Source organism: Butyricimonas paravirosa (assembly GCF_032878955.1).
Classification (GTDB): domain Bacteria; phylum Bacteroidota; class Bacteroidia; order Bacteroidales; family Marinifilaceae; genus Butyricimonas; species Butyricimonas paravirosa.
On record NZ_CP043839.1, the window covers coordinates 2,976,358 to 2,997,507 of the forward strand.

16 protein-coding genes are annotated in these 21,150 nt (G+C 44.6%); 5 read left to right on the top strand and 11 right to left on the bottom strand.

The genetic code is table 11. The features are described 5' to 3' along the window. Positions 1-21: 21 nt before the first annotated feature. On the top strand, positions 22-756 hold the full coding sequence (locus F1644_RS12380; protein ID WP_118305249.1) for an MIP/aquaporin family protein: 735 nt from the start codon (positions 22-24) through the stop codon (positions 754-756). A 105-nt stretch (positions 757-861) separates the two neighbouring features. Here the strand turns inward: F1644_RS12380 and dusB are convergent, their stop codons facing one another. Then, on the bottom strand, positions 862-1,878 hold the full coding sequence (dusB, locus tag F1644_RS12385; protein ID WP_118305248.1) for a tRNA dihydrouridine synthase DusB: 1,017 nt from the start codon (positions 1,876-1,878) through the stop codon (positions 862-864). Between the two features lie 71 nt (positions 1,879-1,949). On the opposite strand from dusB, the gene F1644_RS12390 reads away from it, so the two are divergent. Together F1644_RS12390 and F1644_RS12395 are read left to right on the top strand one after the other, a co-directional pair. Beyond that, positions 1,950-2,474, top strand: coding sequence for a hypothetical protein (locus F1644_RS12390; protein ID WP_147344494.1), 525 nt, complete (start codon positions 1,950-1,952; stop codon positions 2,472-2,474). Positions 2,475-2,494: 20 nt separating this feature from the next. Then, a complete protein-coding gene (locus F1644_RS12395; RefSeq protein ID WP_118305246.1) occupies positions 2,495-3,310 on the top strand; it encodes an outer membrane beta-barrel protein in 816 nt (271 codons plus the stop codon). Positions 3,311-3,543: 233 nt separating this feature from the next. Here the strand turns inward: F1644_RS12395 and F1644_RS12400 are convergent, their stop codons facing one another. From F1644_RS12400 to F1644_RS12420, 5 genes are all read right to left on the bottom strand, one after another. Then, on the bottom strand, positions 3,544-4,683 hold the full coding sequence (locus F1644_RS12400; protein WP_118305245.1) for a TlpA family protein disulfide reductase: 1,140 nt from the start codon (positions 4,681-4,683) through the stop codon (positions 3,544-3,546). A 33-nt stretch (positions 4,684-4,716) separates the two neighbouring features. Beyond that, complete coding sequence (locus F1644_RS12405; RefSeq protein WP_118305244.1) at positions 4,717-6,198, bottom strand: RagB/SusD family nutrient uptake outer membrane protein; 1,482 nt, start codon at positions 6,196-6,198, stop codon at positions 4,717-4,719. A gap of 10 nt (positions 6,199-6,208) precedes the next feature. Continuing rightward, entirely contained in the window at positions 6,209-9,790 is a 3,582-nt protein-coding gene (locus F1644_RS12410) for a SusC/RagA family TonB-linked outer membrane protein (protein WP_118305243.1), read from the bottom strand. An 83-nt stretch (positions 9,791-9,873) separates the two neighbouring features. Continuing rightward, positions 9,874-11,025, bottom strand: coding sequence for a FecR family protein (locus F1644_RS12415; RefSeq protein WP_158572008.1), 1,152 nt, complete (start codon positions 11,023-11,025; stop codon positions 9,874-9,876). A 118-nt stretch (positions 11,026-11,143) separates the two neighbouring features. Next, the gene (locus F1644_RS12420; RefSeq protein ID WP_229128147.1) at positions 11,144-11,710 is read right to left on the bottom strand and encodes an RNA polymerase sigma factor; all 567 of its coding nucleotides are present in this window, start codon (positions 11,708-11,710) and stop codon (positions 11,144-11,146) included. A gap of 160 nt (positions 11,711-11,870) precedes the next feature. On the opposite strand from F1644_RS12420, the gene F1644_RS12425 reads away from it, so the two are divergent. Further along, entirely contained in the window at positions 11,871-13,502 is a 1,632-nt protein-coding gene (locus F1644_RS12425) for a dipeptidyl-peptidase 3 family protein (RefSeq protein WP_118305241.1), read from the top strand. Positions 13,503-13,563: 61 nt separating this feature from the next. Here the strand turns inward: F1644_RS12425 and F1644_RS12430 are convergent, their stop codons facing one another. Further along, complete coding sequence (locus tag F1644_RS12430) at positions 13,564-14,601, bottom strand: alpha/beta hydrolase (protein ID WP_229782368.1); 1,038 nt, start codon at positions 14,599-14,601, stop codon at positions 13,564-13,566. A gap of 470 nt (positions 14,602-15,071) precedes the next feature. On the opposite strand from F1644_RS12430, the gene F1644_RS12435 reads away from it, so the two are divergent. Next, on the top strand, positions 15,072-16,256 hold the full coding sequence (locus F1644_RS12435) for a dicarboxylate/amino acid:cation symporter (RefSeq protein ID WP_117774671.1): 1,185 nt from the start codon (positions 15,072-15,074) through the stop codon (positions 16,254-16,256). Here the strand turns inward: F1644_RS12435 and F1644_RS12440 are convergent. The 4 genes from F1644_RS12440 to F1644_RS12455 form a co-directional block, all read right to left on the bottom strand. Next, entirely contained in the window at positions 16,246-17,871 is a 1,626-nt protein-coding gene (locus tag F1644_RS12440) for a hypothetical protein (RefSeq protein WP_118305239.1), read from the bottom strand. The two genes, F1644_RS12435 and F1644_RS12440, sit on opposite strands and share 11 nt — an antisense overlap. Continuing rightward, positions 17,868-18,668 (bottom strand): ABC transporter ATP-binding protein, encoded by an 801-nt coding sequence (locus F1644_RS12445; RefSeq protein ID WP_118305238.1) that lies wholly within the window; start codon positions 18,666-18,668, stop codon positions 17,868-17,870. The genes F1644_RS12440 and F1644_RS12445 overlap by 4 nt, the downstream gene beginning before the upstream one ends. 125 nt (positions 18,669-18,793) lie before the next feature. After that, a complete protein-coding gene (locus F1644_RS12450) occupies positions 18,794-20,260 on the bottom strand; it encodes a fimbrillin family protein (RefSeq protein WP_118305237.1) in 1,467 nt (488 codons plus the stop codon). A 10-nt stretch (positions 20,261-20,270) separates the two neighbouring features. Then, positions 20,271-21,143: a fimbrillin family protein gene (locus tag F1644_RS12455; protein ID WP_158572009.1), complete on the bottom strand. Its 873-nt coding sequence runs from the start codon at positions 21,141-21,143 to the stop codon at positions 20,271-20,273. Positions 21,144-21,150 lie beyond the last annotated feature (7 nt).

Genomic DNA, 21,150 nt, shown 5'->3' on the forward strand with positions numbered 1-21,150 from the left:
ACTTTAAACCTTTAGCTCATTATGTCACCTTTTATCGCAGAGCTACTTGGAACAATGGTCATGATCCTTTTGGGAGACGGCGTAGTAGCCAACGTCGTGCTTAAAAAAACCAAAGGATTCCAAGCCGGATGGATCACCATCACCACGGCTTGGGCGCTCGCCGTATTTACAGGAGTAGTGATCGCCGGCCCTTACAGCGGCGCCCATCTGAATCCTGCCATCACGATAGGTTTTGCCATCGCCGAGAAATTCCCGTGGGCCAGCGTGGGGCCTTACATCATCGCCCAAATGCTAGGTGCCGCACTGGGGGCTTTTCTGGTATGGATTATCTATTACGATCATTTTAAAGCCACGGAAGATGCCGGAGCCAAACTGGGAGTATTCTGCACCGCTCCTGAAATTCGCCATAATATCGTGAATTTCGGATGCGAGCTGATTGCCACCTTCGTGCTTATGTTCTCCGTCTTCTATATTACCGGGGCCGAACTCATGTCAGACGTGGATTCAACCACCCCGATCGGGCTCGGTTCCATCGGGGCCATTCCCGTATCGTTCATTGTTTGGGTCATCGGTCTTTCCCTAGGGGGAGTCACCGGCTATGCCATCAATCCCGCCCGGGACCTCGGACCGAGAATCATGCATGCCATCCTGCCCATTCCGGGCAAAGGCAATAGTGGCTGGGATTATGCATGGATCCCCATCGTCGGACCATTAGCAGGATCGCTTGTTGCAGCACTTCTGTATATCAGTTTATAAAGTTACAAGGTTCATAAAGTTTATAACGTACAACATACTAAAACTTTATGGACCTTACTCTATTGGGGGACTGTCTGACAAGTTTATTTGAAACAACTACCCCCTCTAACTATTCAGATCCTCCTCCACTAGATCTTCGGGATCCATCGAACCGTAGCGTTCTGCAATTTGGTCAAACACACCCCACAACTCTTCAATAGTAGGAGCTTGTAACATTTGAATCCGCAAGTCCCGGAAATGAGGCAAGCCTTTAAACATACAGGCCATGTGTCGCCGCATATGGAACAAACCTCTCACCTCATCCAACCATTCCATGGACAACAAAATCTGTTCCTTGATGATCTCTATCTGGGCCGGAACCGACAATTCCGGTAATATCTCTCCTGTGGACAAATAATGCTTGATTTGCTCGAAAATCCAAGGTTTCCCGATCGTGGCACGCCCGATCATCACCCCGTCAACGCCATAACGTTCAAAAGCTTCTTTCACCTTCTGTGGTGAATCTATATCCCCGTTCCCGATAATCGGGATCTTAATACGAGGATTTTGTTTTACCCGGGCAATCGGTTCCCAGTCCGCCTCTCCTTTATACATCTGCGAGCGGGTCCGCCCGTGAATGGCCAACGCACTGATCCCGACATCCTGCAAGCGCTCCGCCACGTCATCAATGATAATATTCTCGCAATCCCATCCCAAACGGGTCTTTGCCGTCACCGGAATTTTCACCGCCTGCACGATCTGTTTGGCCATCTCCACCATCAAAGGAACATCCCGGAGCATTCCTGCCCCCGCCCCTTTGGCGGCCACCCGTTTCACCGGACAACCGAAATTTATATCTATAAAATCGGGCTGAACCTCTTCAACTATTTTTGCCGCCTCAACCATGGAATCAATAAACCGTCCATAAATCTGTATCGTCACCGGACGTTCATTCTCTTCTATCGTCAACTTCTTAACCGTCTTGTTAATAGAACGCACCAATGCATCCGCCGACACGAATTCCGAATAGAGCCAGTCGGCCCCATAGCGTTTACAGAATTTCCGGAAAGGGGGATTGGTAACCTCTTCCATCGGGGCCAGAATCAACGGCCGATCTCCTACATCTTTTCCTCCGACAATCATCTTCAATTAAATAAGTTTTGCCACAAAAATAATAATTTCTATCTTTAACTCACGAAATAAAGAGAATGGATATGTCGATACTTAAAATTATACTTATCGGAATCCTCTGTCTGGCTCCGGAAAAAGACGGTTGGGTGAGAATAAACGGGGATAACTATATCTCGTTCTCGTTCCCCAGTCGCGGAGAACGTTTTAAGAAAGAGGTAAACAATATGCGGTCATGGATATTCCAGACCAAAAATATTACCTGTGTGTTCGGAGCCGTTTGTACCCAGCTCACCAAAGAAAAAGGCGTGCTGGACGAGTACACGATCAACCAGCTATACATCTCCATGAAAAAAGAATCTGTCTCCATGCCCACGGCAAAACTCACCGGGGAGAAAAGGATTCCCGACGTGGACATGGACATCCGGGAAATATCTTACACCATCATGAAAGACGGGGAAGAAATGACGTATTTCAAACGATTTATCTTCCGGGACAATTGCATGTACCAACTCACGATAGGCGGGAAAACTGAAGACTTGGAAGAACTCGAAAGCCAGAGAGACAAGTTTTTCAACTCGGTCAAATTTGATCAAAACACGCGTAAATAAACAGCTTACAATATAATATCATGAAAAGTATTATTATCACCTTGACCTTATTATGCAGCTTTTCCTTTTTTTCTCAGGCAGAAAAAACGAATCAAGCCGATACCATAAAGAACGTACATCTTCAGGAAAAACGAGAAAAAGGAGAAGTCTGGAAAACGCAAGTGCTAAGTGATCCTCTCCATAGTAGGGTATATCAACGCAGCCAGAATCCGCGTTTCCGAGGACACTGGAGCGGTTTCAACCTAGGCTTTGCCGATTTCTCTATTAGTAATGAACAACTGGATGAAGCCGGAGATTATTTAGATTTGGAACGTAAAAATTCACTCGTCATGCAATTCAACATGTTCCAGTATAGCATGCGCCTCAACAAGCTAAACAACATCGGTTTAGTTACCGGTTTGGGATTAGAGTATCAACGTTTCCGCTTTGCTAACAAAAACAGCATCGAACGAGGTGACGGCGGACAAATCTACCCGATGGAAGTTGAAAACGTCAAAAAGAGTTCTTTCAAGAACCTTTACCTGACCGTACCTCTTATCTTCGAATGGCAATTCCCGGCCAAGAAATACCAACGTGCCTACGTGGCAGCCGGAGTGATGGGCGGTTTAAGATTACATACCAAAACAAAAGTCGTTTACAAAAACGAAAACGGTGATACCCGTCGCATGAAAAATTCCGGTAATTATAGTATGAACCCGGTAAAAGCAGATGCCGTGGTTCGTGTCGGATATTACAAACTGGCATTATGGGGAAGTTACACTCTTACGAACATGATGGAAAAGAACAAAGCCCCCGAAATCCACCCGTACACAATCGGGTTTGGGGTAAATTTCTAAGCTAAATACAAGGGAAAGTCAAAATTAGTAAAGTGACGGGCGTCCTTCGGACAGAATCCATCGGCAGCAAAGCTGTCATAGACAAAACGCCTTTGAAAAAACAACTACCCCCTCCAACTCCCCCTTACACAGGGGGATAGCTGATTACCAAGCGGTTTCTCCTCCTGTGTAAGGGGGAGCCAGAGGGGGTAGCTTGTAGATACTGGATAAGACTTTTGGACACTCCCTTTTACTTATTCCCCGAAAATCATTTCCAGTTCCTTATCCAACTCCTTGGAATCCCCCAAGTAGCGCCCCACAATCCTCCCCTCCTGATCAATGAGTACCTTCGTCGGGAAAGTAGTTACGGAAAATAACCTCACCACATCACACCCTTCCTGCCCTTCATTATTCAATATCTGGGTCCATGTCATCTTATCTTCCTCAATTACTTTTAGCCAATTATCCCGAAATTTCATATCATTCTCCTGCGCCACATTGATAAAATACACCCCCTTGGGTGCATACTTCTCATGTAATTCCACTAGATGCGGATGAGATCGACGACACGGAATACACCATGTCCCCCAAAAGTCGATAAGAACATATTTCCCCTTCAAATCAGACAAACGAATGGTATTCCCTTTTTTATCTACCTTCGAAAAATCCGGAGCAGGCTGTCCCGGTAATGATTTTTTCGTCATGGCAATCTGTTCTGACGTACTCTTCCCCATCTCCGTATTTCTCACCCTTTCACTTAAATTCAGAAACAATTGCTCATATTTTTCAAAAGGCAGAGACGTACGGACACCGGGTAACAAATGAAGTGATACATAGCTATCCGGATTCAACGGGATAAATTCATACTCCATTTGTTGACACGCTTCCCGAATGGCACTGATTTCTTGTTTTAATGGCTCCTTATCCACATCTTCCGAAGAATACAACACCCGCATCAGTTCCCATTTCTTTCGTTCCAACGGCCCCTTTTTGCCCCACAGCCGCATATAGTCCTCATTCACTTTTCCCCCGTCAATTCGAGCAATAGGCCATCTCTCTCCATCAAACTGCACACGAATCCTTTGCCCCATTTCAGCAAAAAAATTGATTGAAGGAGATGGAATAATTCCATCTCCATAAGTAATTCTCTGCGCAGGATCATCATTAATAATAGACACTAACGTGTATTCCGGCGCCGAAATCTCAACCTCTCCCTTACCATTCTTTAAAGGTACTTTTTCCCCCTTGAACTCTCCGCCTGCCATCCACACGATCCGAACAGTATCAAGCGGGTAATTCTCTGCCGTGATGATCACCTTCGTTGTGTCATTCGAGACACAACCCGTTACCATTCCCACGACTATCCAAAATAGAAAAATGACTATTTTTTTCATCTGAACGATTTTAGTAATTAATTACTACCCGTATCATGGATTTTGCTCCCACCCCGGATTAAATTCCATCACATATTCCGGAATACGCACGGTCAACCGGTTCTCTGTAAGGGTATAAGTTTTCCCATCAAAGGTTCTTGTTTTCTCGATCAAGGCACTCCCCACCGGATCATTCCATAAACGCCGCATATCAAGCCAACGATGTCCTGTTGCAACAAACTCCTTTATTCTCTCCTCCAATACCCACCTTAAAATAACCTGTGAATCAGAAGATGACAATTCTGTATAAGTTGCAGGAGTGAGACGATTCTCCCTCAATTCATTAAGATACTTCAACGCTTCGGTTGTCCGGTTACTTCGCGCATAACACTCGGCTATCATCAAATAGATGTCAGGCATCGAAATACCCGTGTTCGAATAATGCCCCTCCTTAATCACCCGATCAGGCTCATCCGCATCCGTCCCTGTTTTACTAAGCATCAATTCCTTCCTTCTGTCCCCATCAGCGGGAAACAAACTCATCAGATGATTCGATGCCAGCACAGCAATAGATCCGGTATAAAGAGAACCTTTCGTGGGATCGAACATATATTCATTGATCATCACATCTTCCACGTCAGCGACCGGGTCATAAACCGAGGGTAACCCGGATGGGTCGTAAGGCGTCGGTGTCGCATTCTGGTAATTAAAAAGAGCATAGCTATAATTAAACCGGGAAGTCGTCGTCGCCAGTAGTTCAAAGAAATTCTCCAACTCGGTCAAAGCACGCCCGTACTCATTCATGTGATAAAGCACCTTTGCTTTTAACCCGATAACATTCAACCCCGCGGCTTGATAGCGGGATGCCTTTGTCGGGTGGGGCGGCAAATACTTGATAGCAGAATCCAAATCTCTGATGATAAAGTTGTACACTTCCCGAACAGGCGTTCTCTCCCGTTTGGTTTCCGTCACGTCATTTTTCTGAATAACGGGAATACCGGGATCACTTTCATTAGCCAAAGCATAAGGTTTCGCATAGACACTGACAAGATTGAAATAAGTCAAAGCCCTGTACGCTCTCGCCTCCGCCTCGATCACCAATAAATTCCCCATCGCCTCGTTCGGCACATTCCTCACTTCGTCAACAATTTTATTGAACGTGTAAATCATCCCATATTGCTGGTTCCAATGTGTGTTACTCATCGTCTGGTCGTATATCTCATCGCTCCATAGATATGCCCTCCGGAACTGTTCATTCCCGGACCAGCTATTGTAGAAACTCTTAGACCAGTAAACATCATCCCCCATAACGGCAAGAATCGGGTTCGCATTATATTTCAGATAAAACGGATAAAGCATATTTTCGTAATCCTCAATAAAGGTAGGAATCGACACGCTTGATGAAGGTGCAACATCCAGAAAGTCATCACACCCGGCAGAAAAAAACATCACCACCACGGACACCAGACAAATGAATGTTTTATGACATTGTTCCGTCAAGATGCTCCATTTATTTATTATTGTATTATATCTCATAGCATTTGGATTAAAAATGAACGTTCAATTTCAACATATACTCCGGCCCGTATTTCAATGTCCGCTGTCCCCCGATCATCGAACCCACAAATCTCGGATCAACCCCTTCCTTATTCGCTTTCCAGCAATACGGGTTAGACACCTGCACGCTCAACATACATTGTTTCAACTTCAACGGGCTCACTATCGAACTTGGCAAATTATAACTCAACGTGATATCGTTGATATAAATGTACGATGCGTTGATAATATTAATATCCGCCGCCGGGTAGTACTCACGAACGTGTCTGGACTCCCCTACCGGCAACCATCTGGGTACATTCGTATCATCCCCGGCCTTTCTCCAAGCATGCTTCATATCCTTGTGAATCGGGTTCTTCCAAATATCCCCATTCAAGGCCTGACTATACAATAAACGTCCGCTGATATTCGTACCGGGAACATCATCTCTCATCTTATGTCCCAAATTATAAATAATCTGTATCGAAAGAGTCAAGTTTTTATAAGAGAACGTGTTGGAAAGACTTCCGGTAAAAGGAGGCTGGGCCGTTCCGGAATGTACGAGAGCATTAATATCACTGATTGCCTTATCAGTCGCCTGCCCGTTCTCATCATAGACCGTCGGTTCCCCGATCTCGTTCAGTCCCGCCCATTTATACGAGAAGATACTGTACGCCTCATATCCCTGTATAAAAACAGGCTGGTAGGTACTGATATACTGCGTGATATTCGGTTCCACGTAAATATCGACAACTTTATTCCTATTATAAGCAAAATTGAAACTGGAACTCCATTTAAAATCATTCTTTGCAATATTGATGGAACTCAACATGATCTCGATTCCCGTGTTCCTCATCTTACCGATATTGGTTGAGATCGTGGCAAAACCTCCTGTCGGGTCTATCGTCTGTTGTCCGATAAGATCATTTGTATTCTTCCGGTAGAAATCAACCGAACCGCTTAACCTGTTTTGCAAGGTAGAAAAATCTATTCCCAAATTGGTGATCGTCGTTTTTTCCCATTTCAGATTCTTCAAGGCAGGAGAAATAATATTCATCGAACTTTGAGTCTGCCCGAACGAGAAGTTCCCATATCCCGCGGAACTAATGATGTCGTAAGGTCCCCCGACTTCAGAATTGGGCGTGTTACCGGCAATTCCCCGGCTGATTCTAAAAGTAAAGCGATCGAACAAGTCCCTGTTCCAAAAATCTTCATGATGCAAGTTCCATAGCACCCCGACAGACCAGATCGGTTTGTAACGAATATCCGTACCGAACAAATTTGCCTGATCAACACGAATACTGGCATTCAGCCCGTATTTACTCTTGTAATCATAAGCCGCATTCGCGTATAAAGAAAAGAAACGCTTATCGTATTTCACGTACCCGGTCCCAAAACCGTTCGTGAAACTTTGCTGTGAACTCGTCTGGCTATTCGGGTCAACAATCGTTCCTCCCGTCACCCCGGCAATCATTTGCTGTTCGTTAAGACTTATATGCTGCTTGGTGTTTTCATTATAGCCATAAACGATACGATTGTCTATTTCATGAATATTCTTACGGATTTCCGTTCCCGCAAGCATCGTTATATTGTGTTCATCCCGGATACTCAAATCATACGAAACCTGATTCCGCACAATCCATTCGATCGTGTTACTCCATGTTTTATCTTGAATAGCACCAACAGGAACACGGGAAACCGATCCGGCAGTCAGCGGGGTTTGTTGTGCAATCAGATTTCTCACTTTAAACGATTCCGCTTTGTCCAACTTCTCGACTTTACCATACCCGTTCTGGTATTGAAACTGAGATTCGAACGTCAACCCGTCGTAAAGTTTTATATCCAACTTTCCTTGTATTCTGGCATTGAATACACTCTCTTTATTTTTCTGAAGATCAAGCTCATTCAACAACACATAGTCATAATGCATCATGTTCCGTTTATCCAACTCCTGACCTGTCCACGCAACGGCCTCATCGCTATAAAACATATGCATTTGCGAAGTCGGGTTCCCGTCAGCATCTTTCAATCGCTCGTAAGGAATCATACCCACCGCATCGGGAAGATACTTGTACTTTTTGTTCATATATGAAATATTGGCCCCCACGGACAACTTTAACCACGAAGTCAAGTTGAAATCATTCTTGGTATCAATGATCAAGCGATCCTCGTTCACCGTTTTTTGCTGGGGTTTTGTATTCCTGTAATTCACGGAGAGAAAATAAGCCGCTTTATCACTTCCGCCATATAAACTGATGTTATGCTGGTGAACCGTCTTCCAGCGATAAAGATAATCCTCGATCTGTTTCCTATTATCGGAATTCCGAAGTTTATCCAATTCTCTCTCAACCTCTGTCGCGGAGTATTCACCCGTTTCTCCCTTGTATAAAATTCTTTCCACGGGAGTAATTATCCCATACCTGCCCAACACGTTCGTACCGTAATTCGTTTTCACCGGGTCAAACACGCTCACGGCAAAGTCCACGTAATCCCTAGCCCGCATGTAATCGAGATAATCGAAATCCGGTAATCCCTGTAATTGCAAAGACCCCGTGTAGCTGATCCGTGTTTTCTCTTGCAATCTCCCCCGCTTTGTCGTTATAACAATCACTCCATTGGCTGCTCTTGCACCCCAAATGGACGAGGCTGTCGCATCTTTCAGCACACTGACATTCAACACGTCCTCCGGGTTCACCGTTGCTTCCAGCGTGTTCAGCTCCATCGGCATTCCATCCACGACAAACAAAGGCTCCCGGGAACTATTGATGGATGTCGCACCCCGCAAAAGGTATTTATCCGTTCCGGACGGATTCACCACGAAACCGGGAATCAACCCGTTCAATCGACCAATGATACTGGGATCGCTTTTCAGGCTAAGCTCCTCCCCTTTAACAACCGAGAAAGAGCCGGCACTCCGTTCCTGTGACAACTGGTAGTAACCGGTAATCACCACCTGCCCCAGTTCCTCCGTATTGGGCAACAACACGATCTCAAGCGGCTTATTCCCGTCCACCACGATCTCCCGTGTTTTCATACCCACGAAAGAAATCACGATCGTGATATTCGGCACGTCCTCCGTCGATAAACTGAAATTTCCATTAACATCCGTGACAACGCCCGTCAATGTCCCTTTAATGAGAACGGTTGCTCCCGGCAAAGGCGCCTCGGTGTCATCCTTGACAATTCCCGTTATACTCCTTTTTTCTTTTTCCTGTTGAGCGTGGATCGGAATCTTTTTTACCACGATCACTTCATCCCGGTATTTATAAGTAAATCCTTTAGGTTCCAACACTTCCGTCAGGATCTCATTCAACGGCTTGTCCACGATGTCCAGTGTGATTTTTTCCTCATTCCCGAAAAGCTTGGAATTATAAAGAAAAGATAATCCTGTCTTGTCCTGAATAACCTGAAAGAACTCTTCCATGCTGGCTTTTTCCAACTTTAAGGAGACCTTCATGTGCTGCGAAAAAACACTCGCCGAAAGATTAAAACAAAACACAAAAAGAAACAAAACATTGAGTTTCATGATTTTTTTCAATTTTTGATACGCTAAAGCCGACGTGCCGGCTTTAATTAATCGCTTTTTTTTCATACATTTGAATTGTATTTAGTTAATAATACATCAAGGAAGGCGGGCTACATCGGTGCAAAAGATTACAGTCCGCTTTCTTTTATCTAGTATAAGGTAATCTCGTTACCTTGTATCTTGTAATTTACCTCCCCGGTTTCCCGTAGTAATTCCAGGAACACGTTGATCGTGTCGTAACGCTTAAGATGCCCCGTAAAAAGAAGTTCTCTCGATTGATCGGATTCAAAAACAATAGAAATATCATACCAACGTTCAAGATCCTTGGCAATTTGTTCCAAGCTCTTCCTGTTGAACACGTAAAGGCCATCCTTCCACCCGGTGTATTCTTTCGTGTTCACGATGTTCTTCTCCAATTCTCCGGAGACACGGGCAACCAACCGTTCACCCGGCTTTATTTCGACCTGCCGAGAACCGGAATAAGTGACCTTCCCGCTTACCAACGTGGTCGCCATATCCTCATCCGGGTAGGCTTTCACGTCAAAAGAAGTCCCGTGTACCCGGATTTCACCCAAAGCGGTTTCAACAATAAACGGTTTACTGCCCAGTGATACATCAAAAAAGGCCTCTCCCGCCAATATCACTCTTCTCTCTTTGCCCACAAACTTTACCGGAAACTTCAAACTCGTTCCGGAATTGATCCAGACCTTCGTTTTATCATCCAGTTCCACGTAAAACTCCCCCTTTGCCGGGGTATATAATTCATTATATATCAATTCCTGAATATCGGAGGAGTACCGGATAGAACCGTCCTCGTAGGAGATATGCACGCCCTCCTGTTCATGTTGTGCCAAAGATTGTTTATCCACCTGTACCATCCTGCCGTCCGCAAGGCGTAATTGCGCTTGTTTTGAACCGGGCATGATGATTTTCTCCGTCGCATCCCGAACCATCCTATTTTCCACCTTATCGGCCCCACCATCCTGCAAATACCACGTAACGGCTACCACCAAAAGAAACACCGCAGACACCGCAGACAAGCGATAGATCATTCTCTTTCTCTTCACATGGCGCATACCAGCAATACAAGACTTAAATTCTTTATACCCCTCTGCATAAGGGAATCGCTTATCCTCCTCCATACCTTCCACAAGTAACCGATGATCCATCCATCTCCGGTAAACTTGTTCCAAGGTCTTATCCTCCAAAAGACAATTCAATTCCTTTTGCTCCGCCTCGGATATATCTCCCACATAAGATTTCTTAAATAGAGTAATGGCTCTTTCTAATCTTTTATCCATACAACTTTCAATCATAATTTCACTCTATATAGTGAACGACATTTGTTTTGGTATGACAAGAAAGTTGATTTTTTCTTATCTTTTTTAAGCCGACAGACGAAATTATAGCCACAGACGACTAAAGAGGAAGATTTTGTCCGGCCAATAAAAATAAAAGATAAAACGAACCGCCCAATTTTGAACGCAGATACTTGAAACTTCTATTTTTCTGAGTTTTTACCGTGTGTATGCTTATTCCCAGTTTATCCGCGATCTCCTTCCCGGAAAGTCCCTCCAAACTAAGATGGATGATCTTACGCTGTTCCTCCGGTAATTCCTGAATACAAAGGCGTAGTTGACGAGTTAACTCCTCCTGCACTGTCAGGGCAAAATGCTGGTCGGAAATCTCGACTTCCTCTTCCCCGTAAGATTGTAACAACGTGTGATGAAGACGCTCCGTCCTAAGATATTGAATAGCATTCGTGTACACCGCTTTGTACAAATAACAAGTTAACTTCTCCATGTGAGAAAAGTGAAGATCGGCTTTCCAGATCCCAATCAGTGAATCCTGCACCACGTCTTGCGAAACAGATTCATCCCCCACTATTTTATACACGTAACTACACAAGGCAGTATAATAATCCCGATAAAGATACTCCCAGGCCTTTGTGCTTTTCTTGTTGAATCCGTCCAGATAATCTGCCATTGAATCCATATTTAATGCAAAAATAATATTTTGCACTATTTTTCTCAGAATCGTTCACCTTATACTTCCTAAAAATTAATGATCACGACTACTAATCACAAAGGTAACGGAATTTTTTATAAATTCGTCCCTCAAATACTCAAACACAAATTTTATAAAAATGAGAAAACTATTCCTACTTCTATCTTTAGGTGTTTTCTTGTTCTCTTGTAAAGAGGCCAAGAAAGAAACGAAGCCAAGTCCCTATCAAGCGCTTGCAGATCAGTATGCTGAATTCCCGTTAACAACAGATTTAAACCAATTGACCGAAAACGAGAAGAAAATGATTCCCATACTTATCGAAGTTGCCGATATCATGGAGAACATCTTCTGGCAAAACGCTTATGGAGATAAGAGTGCATTGATGGCACAATTCGCTCAGGATTCTGCCGCTCTGAAATATCTTTCCATAAACTATGGTCCTTGGGATAGATTAAACGACAACAAACCTTTCATCGACGGCGTGGGAGCAAAACCTCTTGGAGCAAACTTCTACCCGGCTGACATGACGAAAGAAGAATTCGACGCACTGGATGATCCTCGCAAAACGGACTGGTATAGCGTTATCCGTCGGGATGCAGCCGGAAAGCTTATCGTGCTTCCATTCCACGAAGCTTACCCGGAAGAAGTGGCAAAAGCATCCAAATTACTGGAAGAAGCTGCCGCACTAGCCGAAGACCCGGGATTGAAAAACTACTTAACATTAAGATCAAAAGCCCTTTTGGACGACGATTATCTGGCCAGCGACCTAGCTTGGATGGAGATGCAAAACAACACCCTGGACTTCGTAGTAGGTCCCATCGAAACTTATGAAGACCAACTTTACGGGTATAAAGCTTCTCATTCCGGACAAATCCTCGTGAAAGACAAAGAGTGGAGCAAACGCTTGTCTGAATACGCTCAATACTTGCCCAAATTACAGGAAAATTTACCGGTTCCTGCCAAATACAAAAAGGAAAAAGCAAATGCTAACCCGGACATGAACGCTTACGACGTGATTTATTACGCCGGAGATTGCAATGCCGGAAGTAAAAATATCGCTATCAACCTACCGAACGACCCGAGAGTACACGCGGCAAAAGGAAGTCGTAAACTACAATTGAAAAACTCCATGCAGGCCAAATTCGAAAAAATGGTTGTGCCGATTTCCAAATTGTTAATTACGCCCGATCAACAAAAACACATTAGTTTTGATGCTTTCTTCGAAAACGTGATGTTCCACGAAGTCGCTCACGGGCTGGGAATTAAATACACGCTGAATGGCAAACAAGACGTTCGTTCCGCCCTGCAAAACTATTACACCTCTATTGAGGAAGGTAAAGCGGACATCCTTGGGTTATTCTGCGTGACTAAACTTGCAGAATGGGGTGTATTGGAAAACAAAGACCTCATGGATAATTATGTGACCTTCATCGCCGGAATCTTCCGTTCCGTTCGTTTCGGTGCTGCCAGCGCCCACGGAAAAGCCAACATGATGCAGTTCGCCCATTTCATGGAAAGCGGAGCTATCAGCAAGGATGAAACCACGGGATACTACACCGTAGATTTCGAAAAGATGAAAAAAGACATCGAAGTGATTGCCGGAGAGTATATCACGATCGAAGGAGACGGTGACATCCAGAAAGCTACCAAATTAGTGGCAGAAAAGGGTATCGTTCCCCCGACCTTACAGAAAGACTTGGATCGTATCGCGGGAGCTAACATCCCGAAGGATATTTTCTTCAAACAAGGAACTAAAGTTCTAGGGTTATAATCCGGAATGATATTATACAAAATACCCAAGTTCATGTTGATTTTGAACTTGGGTATTTTTATTATTTCAAATATTCACGAAAAAAAGATTCTATCTTGTCAAAAGGAATAACATTTGCCTGGTTATCGTACAAATCCACGTGGCTTGCACCGGGAATAATCAAAAGTTCCTTGTTATCACCTTTCAATTTTTTGAATGCATCTTCACTAAAATAGCGAGAATGAGCCTTTTCACCATGAATCATAAGCACGGCATTCCGTATTTCATCGCTGTAAGCCAACAAGGGCATATTGATAAATGAAAGTGACGATGTCTTATTCCAGCCATTATTGGAATTAAGTGAACGTTTGTGGTAACCACGCGGCGTTTTGTAGTAAGCGTAATAATCCTTCACGAATTGCGGGGCATCATCCGGTAATGGATCGACCACTCCCCCGGCTAGTTCATACGTGCCATTCTTGGCATCAAGTGTACGCTGGGCATTGAGTTGCCGACGAAGCTCATACCGTTGGTCGGCATCCATCGTGTCAAAATACCCGTTGGCATTCACGCGACTCATGTCATACATCGTGGAAGTAACCGTAGCTTTAATACGCGTATCCATGGCGGCAGCGTTAAGAGCCATACCACCCCATCCGCAAATACCTAAAATTCCAATACGTTCAGGGTCAACATCATCGCGAGTCGAAAGAAAATCAACGGCTGCACTGAAGTCTTCCGTGTTAATGTCCGGCGAGGCCACGTACCGGGGTTGGCCTCCGCTTTCACCCGTGTAAGAAGGATCGAAAGCGATCGTCAGAAAACCACGTTCCGCCAGCGTTTGCGCGTAAAGCCCAGACGATTGTTCCTTGACTGCCCCGAAAGGACCGCTCACCGCAATGGCTGCCAATTTCCCCTCCACATTTTTGGGGATATACATATCTGCAACAAGCGTGATACCGTAACGATTACGGAATGTCACTTTCTCGTGAACAACCTTGTTGCTCTGTGGAAATACCTTATCCCATTCTTTCACTAATTCTAACTTTTCCATATTCTTCTCTTTTACTTGATTTGTACTTGTTTGGCCGCTTACGATTGTTCCGGCAAGGAACAACATTCCTGTTGCTACAATTGTCTTTATACTCATACTATTTCAATTTTAAATTTCATATCCATTACTTCTGATTTTATGATGTAAAGGTATGAGATTCAATCGGTATGGATTGTATACAAATTACCGTAAAAATAACCACTTTTACGGTTTCTATTGAGGGTGTGTCAAAAGGTATTTTATCCTCAAAAAACTCCTCCGTCACTTCGTGCCACCTCCTCTATAAACAGAGGAGGAGCTGGTGACTCTTTCCGAATATAGATAGTATTTCAACTCTCCTTCTGTTTATAGAGGGAAATCGGCGAGTAAACGAGAATAGACAGCGAGTTTACTCGTTGTCTGTCGAGCGAGAGCCGATTCGAGACTGCTTGCAGGCTCAATACCCCGAAGGGGGGAGGGAGTTTGAAAAATGACTTTTGACACACTCTCCTGTAACTAAATCGCTCTTCACGACGATATAAACGAAAAAAAGAAACATGAAGAAATTATTTTCCAGTACTATATTCAAATTAATCATCGCCGTCATTATCGGGATTCTTCTCGGATTCGTCGCTAACGAGGGCTTTATGAACTTTGTCGTTACCGTGAAATACATCCTCGGGCAATTGATCTTCTTCATGGTTCCACTTATTATTTTAGGATTTGTTTCCTACTCGATCGCCAAGATGAAAGATAACGCCTCCAAAATGTTGTCTCTGGCTCTCATTATCGCTTATCTTTCCTCCATTGGTGCGGCCTTCTTTGCCATGGTCTCCGGGTACACCCTGATCCCACACCTCTCCATCGAACCCGTGAAAGAAACCTTACGACAATTACCGGAATTAATCTTCCGCCTTGATATACCCCCTGTTGTCAGCGTGATGACCGCCCTCGTACTGGCCATCATGATCGGTCTGGCCACCGTGTGGACCAAATCGGAAGTGTTCGAAAACCTACTGGACAATTTCCAAAAGATGGTGTTGTTACTCATCAACCGCATTCTTATACCCATCCTCCCCTTCTTCATCGCGGCCAATTTCTGCGCATTAAGTTACGAGGGTGCCATCACGAAACAACTCCCCGTGTTCCTTGGTGTTATGGTTATTGTCATCATCTCCCAGTTCGTGTGGCTTTCTTTCCTGTACGTCCTTGCCGGGGCCATCTCGAAAAAGAATCCTTGGCAGGTATTGAAGTACTACGGCCCCGCCTACCTCACAGCCGTCGGCACGATGTCATCGGCCGCCACGCTGGCTGTCGCGTTGAAATGTGCCAAGAAAAGCCCGGTATTAAAAGACGATGTTATTGATTTCGCCGTTCCCCTATTCTCGAATATCCATTTATGCGGCTCCATCCTAACGGAAGTCTTCTTCGTGATGACCGTATCACTCATGCTTTACGGTTCACTCCCGTCATTAACCGTCATGATCCTCTTCATCATCCTACTCGGCATCTTCGCCATCGGGGCTCCGGGAGTTCCCGGTGGAACCGTGATTGCCTCGCTGGGAATCGTGATCTCCGTTCTCGGATTCGATGAGGCCGGAACAGCCCTTCTACTAACTATATTCGCTTTACAGGATAGTTTCGGAACAGCCTGCAACATCACGGGAGACGGGGCATTGACATTAATCATGACAAAAGCATCCAGCCACCGTTCTACAAAACAAAAAAGTATTAATAGTTAGAAATCACCTTCCGCCAAGAAACACGACATATCACGAATTCCATCAAGAAAACAAGAAACGACATCACCACGATAGCTCCCCAGATTCCAAACCACGACAACCGCATAGCCAGCGTATGCGCTCCCCCGACAAGAACCAGCATAAGCATCAGTACAATAACCCGCAACATATTCCGCCCGGAATCCATGGAGCTTTTCTCTTTCGAAAAGGGAAAAAGCATCCCGGAAAACCATAGATAAATATAACTTACCAACGTACTCACGACCAGAATAAACAACAGGTCCGGAAGAATCACCCAGTCCAGCATCGCAACAAAAATCCCGCAGAGCAACACGTAAACCGGAAGATAATATTTCACAAACAAAGCCTTGAAACACCCGAGGATCAAGGCCCCCGGACGCTCCAACGGTTTGGAACGATAAAGCCAAAGTAAATCCCCCTTATTCGTAATTGACATATTCATCTGGATTCCGATACTAATCATCGCCATCATGTAAAGAGGCATATAATAAGCAATGCCGCCAGCTTCCTCCTGCCGTCCCTGGTATAAAAAGAAAACTGCCAAGAACATCGTGTAAATCATCATGGGCAAAACACCTTGTCTGAACTTCAAATTATCACGGGTCATACGCCATCCCAAGACAAACCCGGTCACCTGCATCGGGCTCCGACCAAATACCCGTGCTAAACCGTAAAGCCATCCCTCCTTTCCCCCCTTACGTTTCTTGCTCACGGGTGAGTACGAATTCAACACCCCCGCTTTTGCCGCAAAATAAGGAGCAAGATAAGCCACCGTGATATAACCAAGCACGACAACAAGCCCTACCCCGATCAACGCCAGCAACAAGACGGGTCCCGTCGGTTGCTTTACCATCACCGTCAAGGACATAAAATAACAAGGTGGCGTAAAATACATCCAAGTCCCCGGCTGAAACATATCCAATTGAATATTATGAATTAACTGCCCGACCAACTGGTAGCTCAAAGCCACCCCGGCAATCAACACCACCTGAACATAGCTCATCACCCGCTGAAACCTCTCCACTGAAATAAAGCGCATCACCCCGAGATAAATAACATTAGCAAAAAGCAACGTGAAAATCGTGTTCAGAAACACTGAAATAATGAAAAAAGCCCCGGACATCACCCCTTTCCAAAAACAGACAATCACCAGAGGGATCACCGACATACAACCGGAAAGAAAAAACATGTACACCAACATCGACACGAGACGAGCAACCAGTATCGTTTTAGAATTCACGGGCAAACGCTGCAATATATGATTATCGTTCCCGTCAAAAAGAATCCGGGAATATTCCATCATAAAACTCATCAGAAACATCAGAAACAGGTACGACTGGTATAACAAAAGCGACACCCCGAAAGCTCCCGACGCTATTCCCGTCAAGAAAAAGATCGGCCCGCAAATTCCGAGTAAAATTCCCTGCCTCATCAACGCATTTGACGCATTTTTCTTGTTCCGTCCACTCCGGTCAATCCGGTTATCCACCGTCAGTTTCACCGTCACGATGGCCAGCATCCGGTCGAAATCAACGCCCATACGGGTAAACACCCCTTGAAAGAGTCGCAGAATTTGTGTCACCACCCTAATCATGACTCCCTGTTTTCAAAAGCGTTTACAATCTGTTCCGCTTTTTCCGACTGCCCAGTGGCTCCTATTAACTTCGTGAACAATCCCTCCAAAGAACTCGTTCCGGCCTCCTCCATCAACTCCCGAACCGAACCGTTAGCGATAATCGTTCCCTCGTTAATCAAAATCACCCGACTGGCTATTTTCTCCACCACATCCATCAGATGTGAACAATAAAAGATCGTTTTTCCCTCTTTCGCCAAACGAGCAATGACCTCCTTCACGACAATCACCGCATTAGCATCCAGCCCGTTCAAAGGTTCATCCATGAAAATCACCTCCGGATTATGCAGCAATCCCGAAATAATATGCACCTTCTGTTTCATCCCCTTCGAGAAATTCACCATTCTCTCGTCCCGGTTCTCCCTCATCTCGAACAACGAGAGTAACTCGTCAGCCTTCCGGTTCATCTCCTTCCGGTCCAGCCCGTACATGGCTCCAATAAACTCCAAATACTCCATCGGGGTCAAATGCTCGTACATCACGGCATTCTCCGGGATATACCCGATCCGTTTCTTCACCTCTATATCACTTTCCCGAACATCATACCCCAACACGTCCACCTTCCCTTCAAAATCCTCCAATAACCCGCACATAATCTTCACGGTCGTGGACTTCCCCGCCCCGTTACTCCCAAGGTAACCGATCACCTCTCCCGGCCGGATCTCCATATCGATCCCCTTCAACACGTGTAAAACCTCTTTCCCCTTGGGAAAACTCTTTTTCAAACCGGTCACCCGGATCACGCAATCATCTGCCATATACTGACGTTATTAATTATTCTCCGAACACAACATGACAAAGATAAAGGATAATTTAAGAAATGAGCATAAAAATTCCCCAAAAGCAAACACCTTTGGGGAACTCTCTCTACTTATTCAATAAATTAAAATTTATAGAATGCCCGCACATGACTAGAAGCATCTTGAGACAATAAAGCGACACTAATTCCATCTCCAAACATCGAAAAACTTATACTACGCACCTTGTCACTTAACGATAAAGAAGAAGAAAAATAACCATCAGTATCCCACCAATTTGTTTTTATTTCGGTAGCACCCACCACACCTGTTGCCACAATCTTATCATTAATCAAATCCGTGTTCGTATACAATATATTCCAAAAGTCCCTCAACTCATTCAAAGCCGGCATATACCACCCGGAAATACCATCTTTATTTTTATCCATACACCACTTCATCGCCGGGAATTTCTCTAAAGTCGGATCTACATTCAGAACCTCGTTCAAATTCTCTTGGGCATCACCTGCCGAATAAGCCTGCGCCATCAATGACGGTTCCGTACACCATTGGGTTCGTTCTTCATCCAACGAAATCAATACCCCATGCTTACCCGTTTCATCCACGGCAATAACTAATCCTTGCACTCCGTTCAAATTATAAAAATCATACAATTTAAATGTTGGTAAATCTTCCACAACCTCTCCCACAATCGGAGCTTCCGTTTCAATCCAATCCTCGATTTCCTCAACAGTTACATGACATTCACCACTTTCAATACTTACACTCAACGTCATCTGCTTTCCCGGTTGAAAAATAAGATCTTCCGGCAATTCACTAAAATAAGAATAACCTCCCAAAGTTTTTATATCCAACCATTTTACCCCTTTCTTCAAAGTCTGAGGTACAATTATTGCTTTTACGGCGATCTCAAAACCATCTTTTTGCATGACTTCATCTGCCGCCACGACTTCTCCCGTTTCACCCTCTGCGATCACCGTTCCTTCATTCAAATCAATCTTTGCATTTGTTACACTACCAAGAATCCTCACCTCACCCCCAATCATATCACCCGGAATCATCGCATCACTCTTCAAATAAATAATAACCTTACTCATCAGATGACTAAATTCCAATGCGATTGGTTCTGTCTGAAAATCAGCATAACCTCTTGCCCATAAAAAATCACTTTCACCATAGGCAGAAAGCCCGTCTTGCAAAGAATCCTGTCGTTCTGCAACCTGAAACAAACAAGCCTCAGAGAGTATTCCATTCTCCGGCAAATAAGGATAATAAGCTGCAAACTCAATTCCGGTCTCCCGGTTCCAGTAAACAAGCGGATCACCAACCAAGCCATCAGCACTTTGCATAAACTTCTTGTTACTTACACGGGCACCAAGCAAATCCTCGGTTTGCCTCTCACTTGCATCTACAATATAAACACCCACTCCGGCACCTCCCCGGAAACGAGCCAACGCCTCCCCTTCATCCATCCCGAGAATCTTTCCGGATAAACGTATTGGGATGTCAGATAATAACATCTCCTTATCATCATCGCAAGCTGTCAGAAACATCCCAATAACTCCAATAACTATTAACAATATCTTTCTCATAGCTATTTATTTATGATTCACTTCCACTTTTCAATATAAACACAAAACGTGTACGATACCCTCGTTCCAAGATAATCTCTTCCCCCCGGTATATGTATATTTTCCCATCCTGCAAGCACCTGAACACGGGAATCCCCTCCCCTAGAGACTGTGCTGGCAATAATGCCCTATATGTAAAAGAACCCATATCTGTCGCATCTTCCAAGCGCCACATATCAATCGTACCCGTCTCATTTTCAGCAACAGACACTCCTGTACCTAAATTGAATGAATTTTTCAAACAAATCTCGGTCATTTGCACCTCCAATCTTTCATTCGGCGTAATCACATTACCTCCCCGAATTTCAACTTCCACGGCAGCCATCACGTGCCGGAAAAGCAACTCCACCTCACCCTCGTTCACTCCTGTCGTGTTCGTGGCAGCCATCCAATCCGAGCCATTCCTTCCCTCGATAGTCCTTTGATCCGGTTTCACGCCCATGGCAATACCTTCTGGGTTTATCGCATCACGGGAATACGGGTAATAAGCATAAAAATCCAGCTCCGCCCCATCTTGCGGATAAACAATTTTATCCTTCAAAGATGCGGGTTGCCATCCCTCATCCGTCTTCACCCATTTGGCATTATGAGCTTGATTGCCGGATAAAGCGGGAAACGAATTCCCGCCCGCTACATCATGTTTCACCGCATAAATCCCGATAGAATCCCCGACCTCAAAATTGGTAGCCGTAGCTCTAGAGAATATCTCATCGAACCGAGTGATTCGAAAAGTAACCTCCTTGCCTTGTCCGACTTCTCCCTCATCTTCCGGCATCCCGGAATAACAGGCCGTACAAAGTCCCAGACAAAACCATGCAAAATATTGATAAACTTTAATCTTCATAATTCCA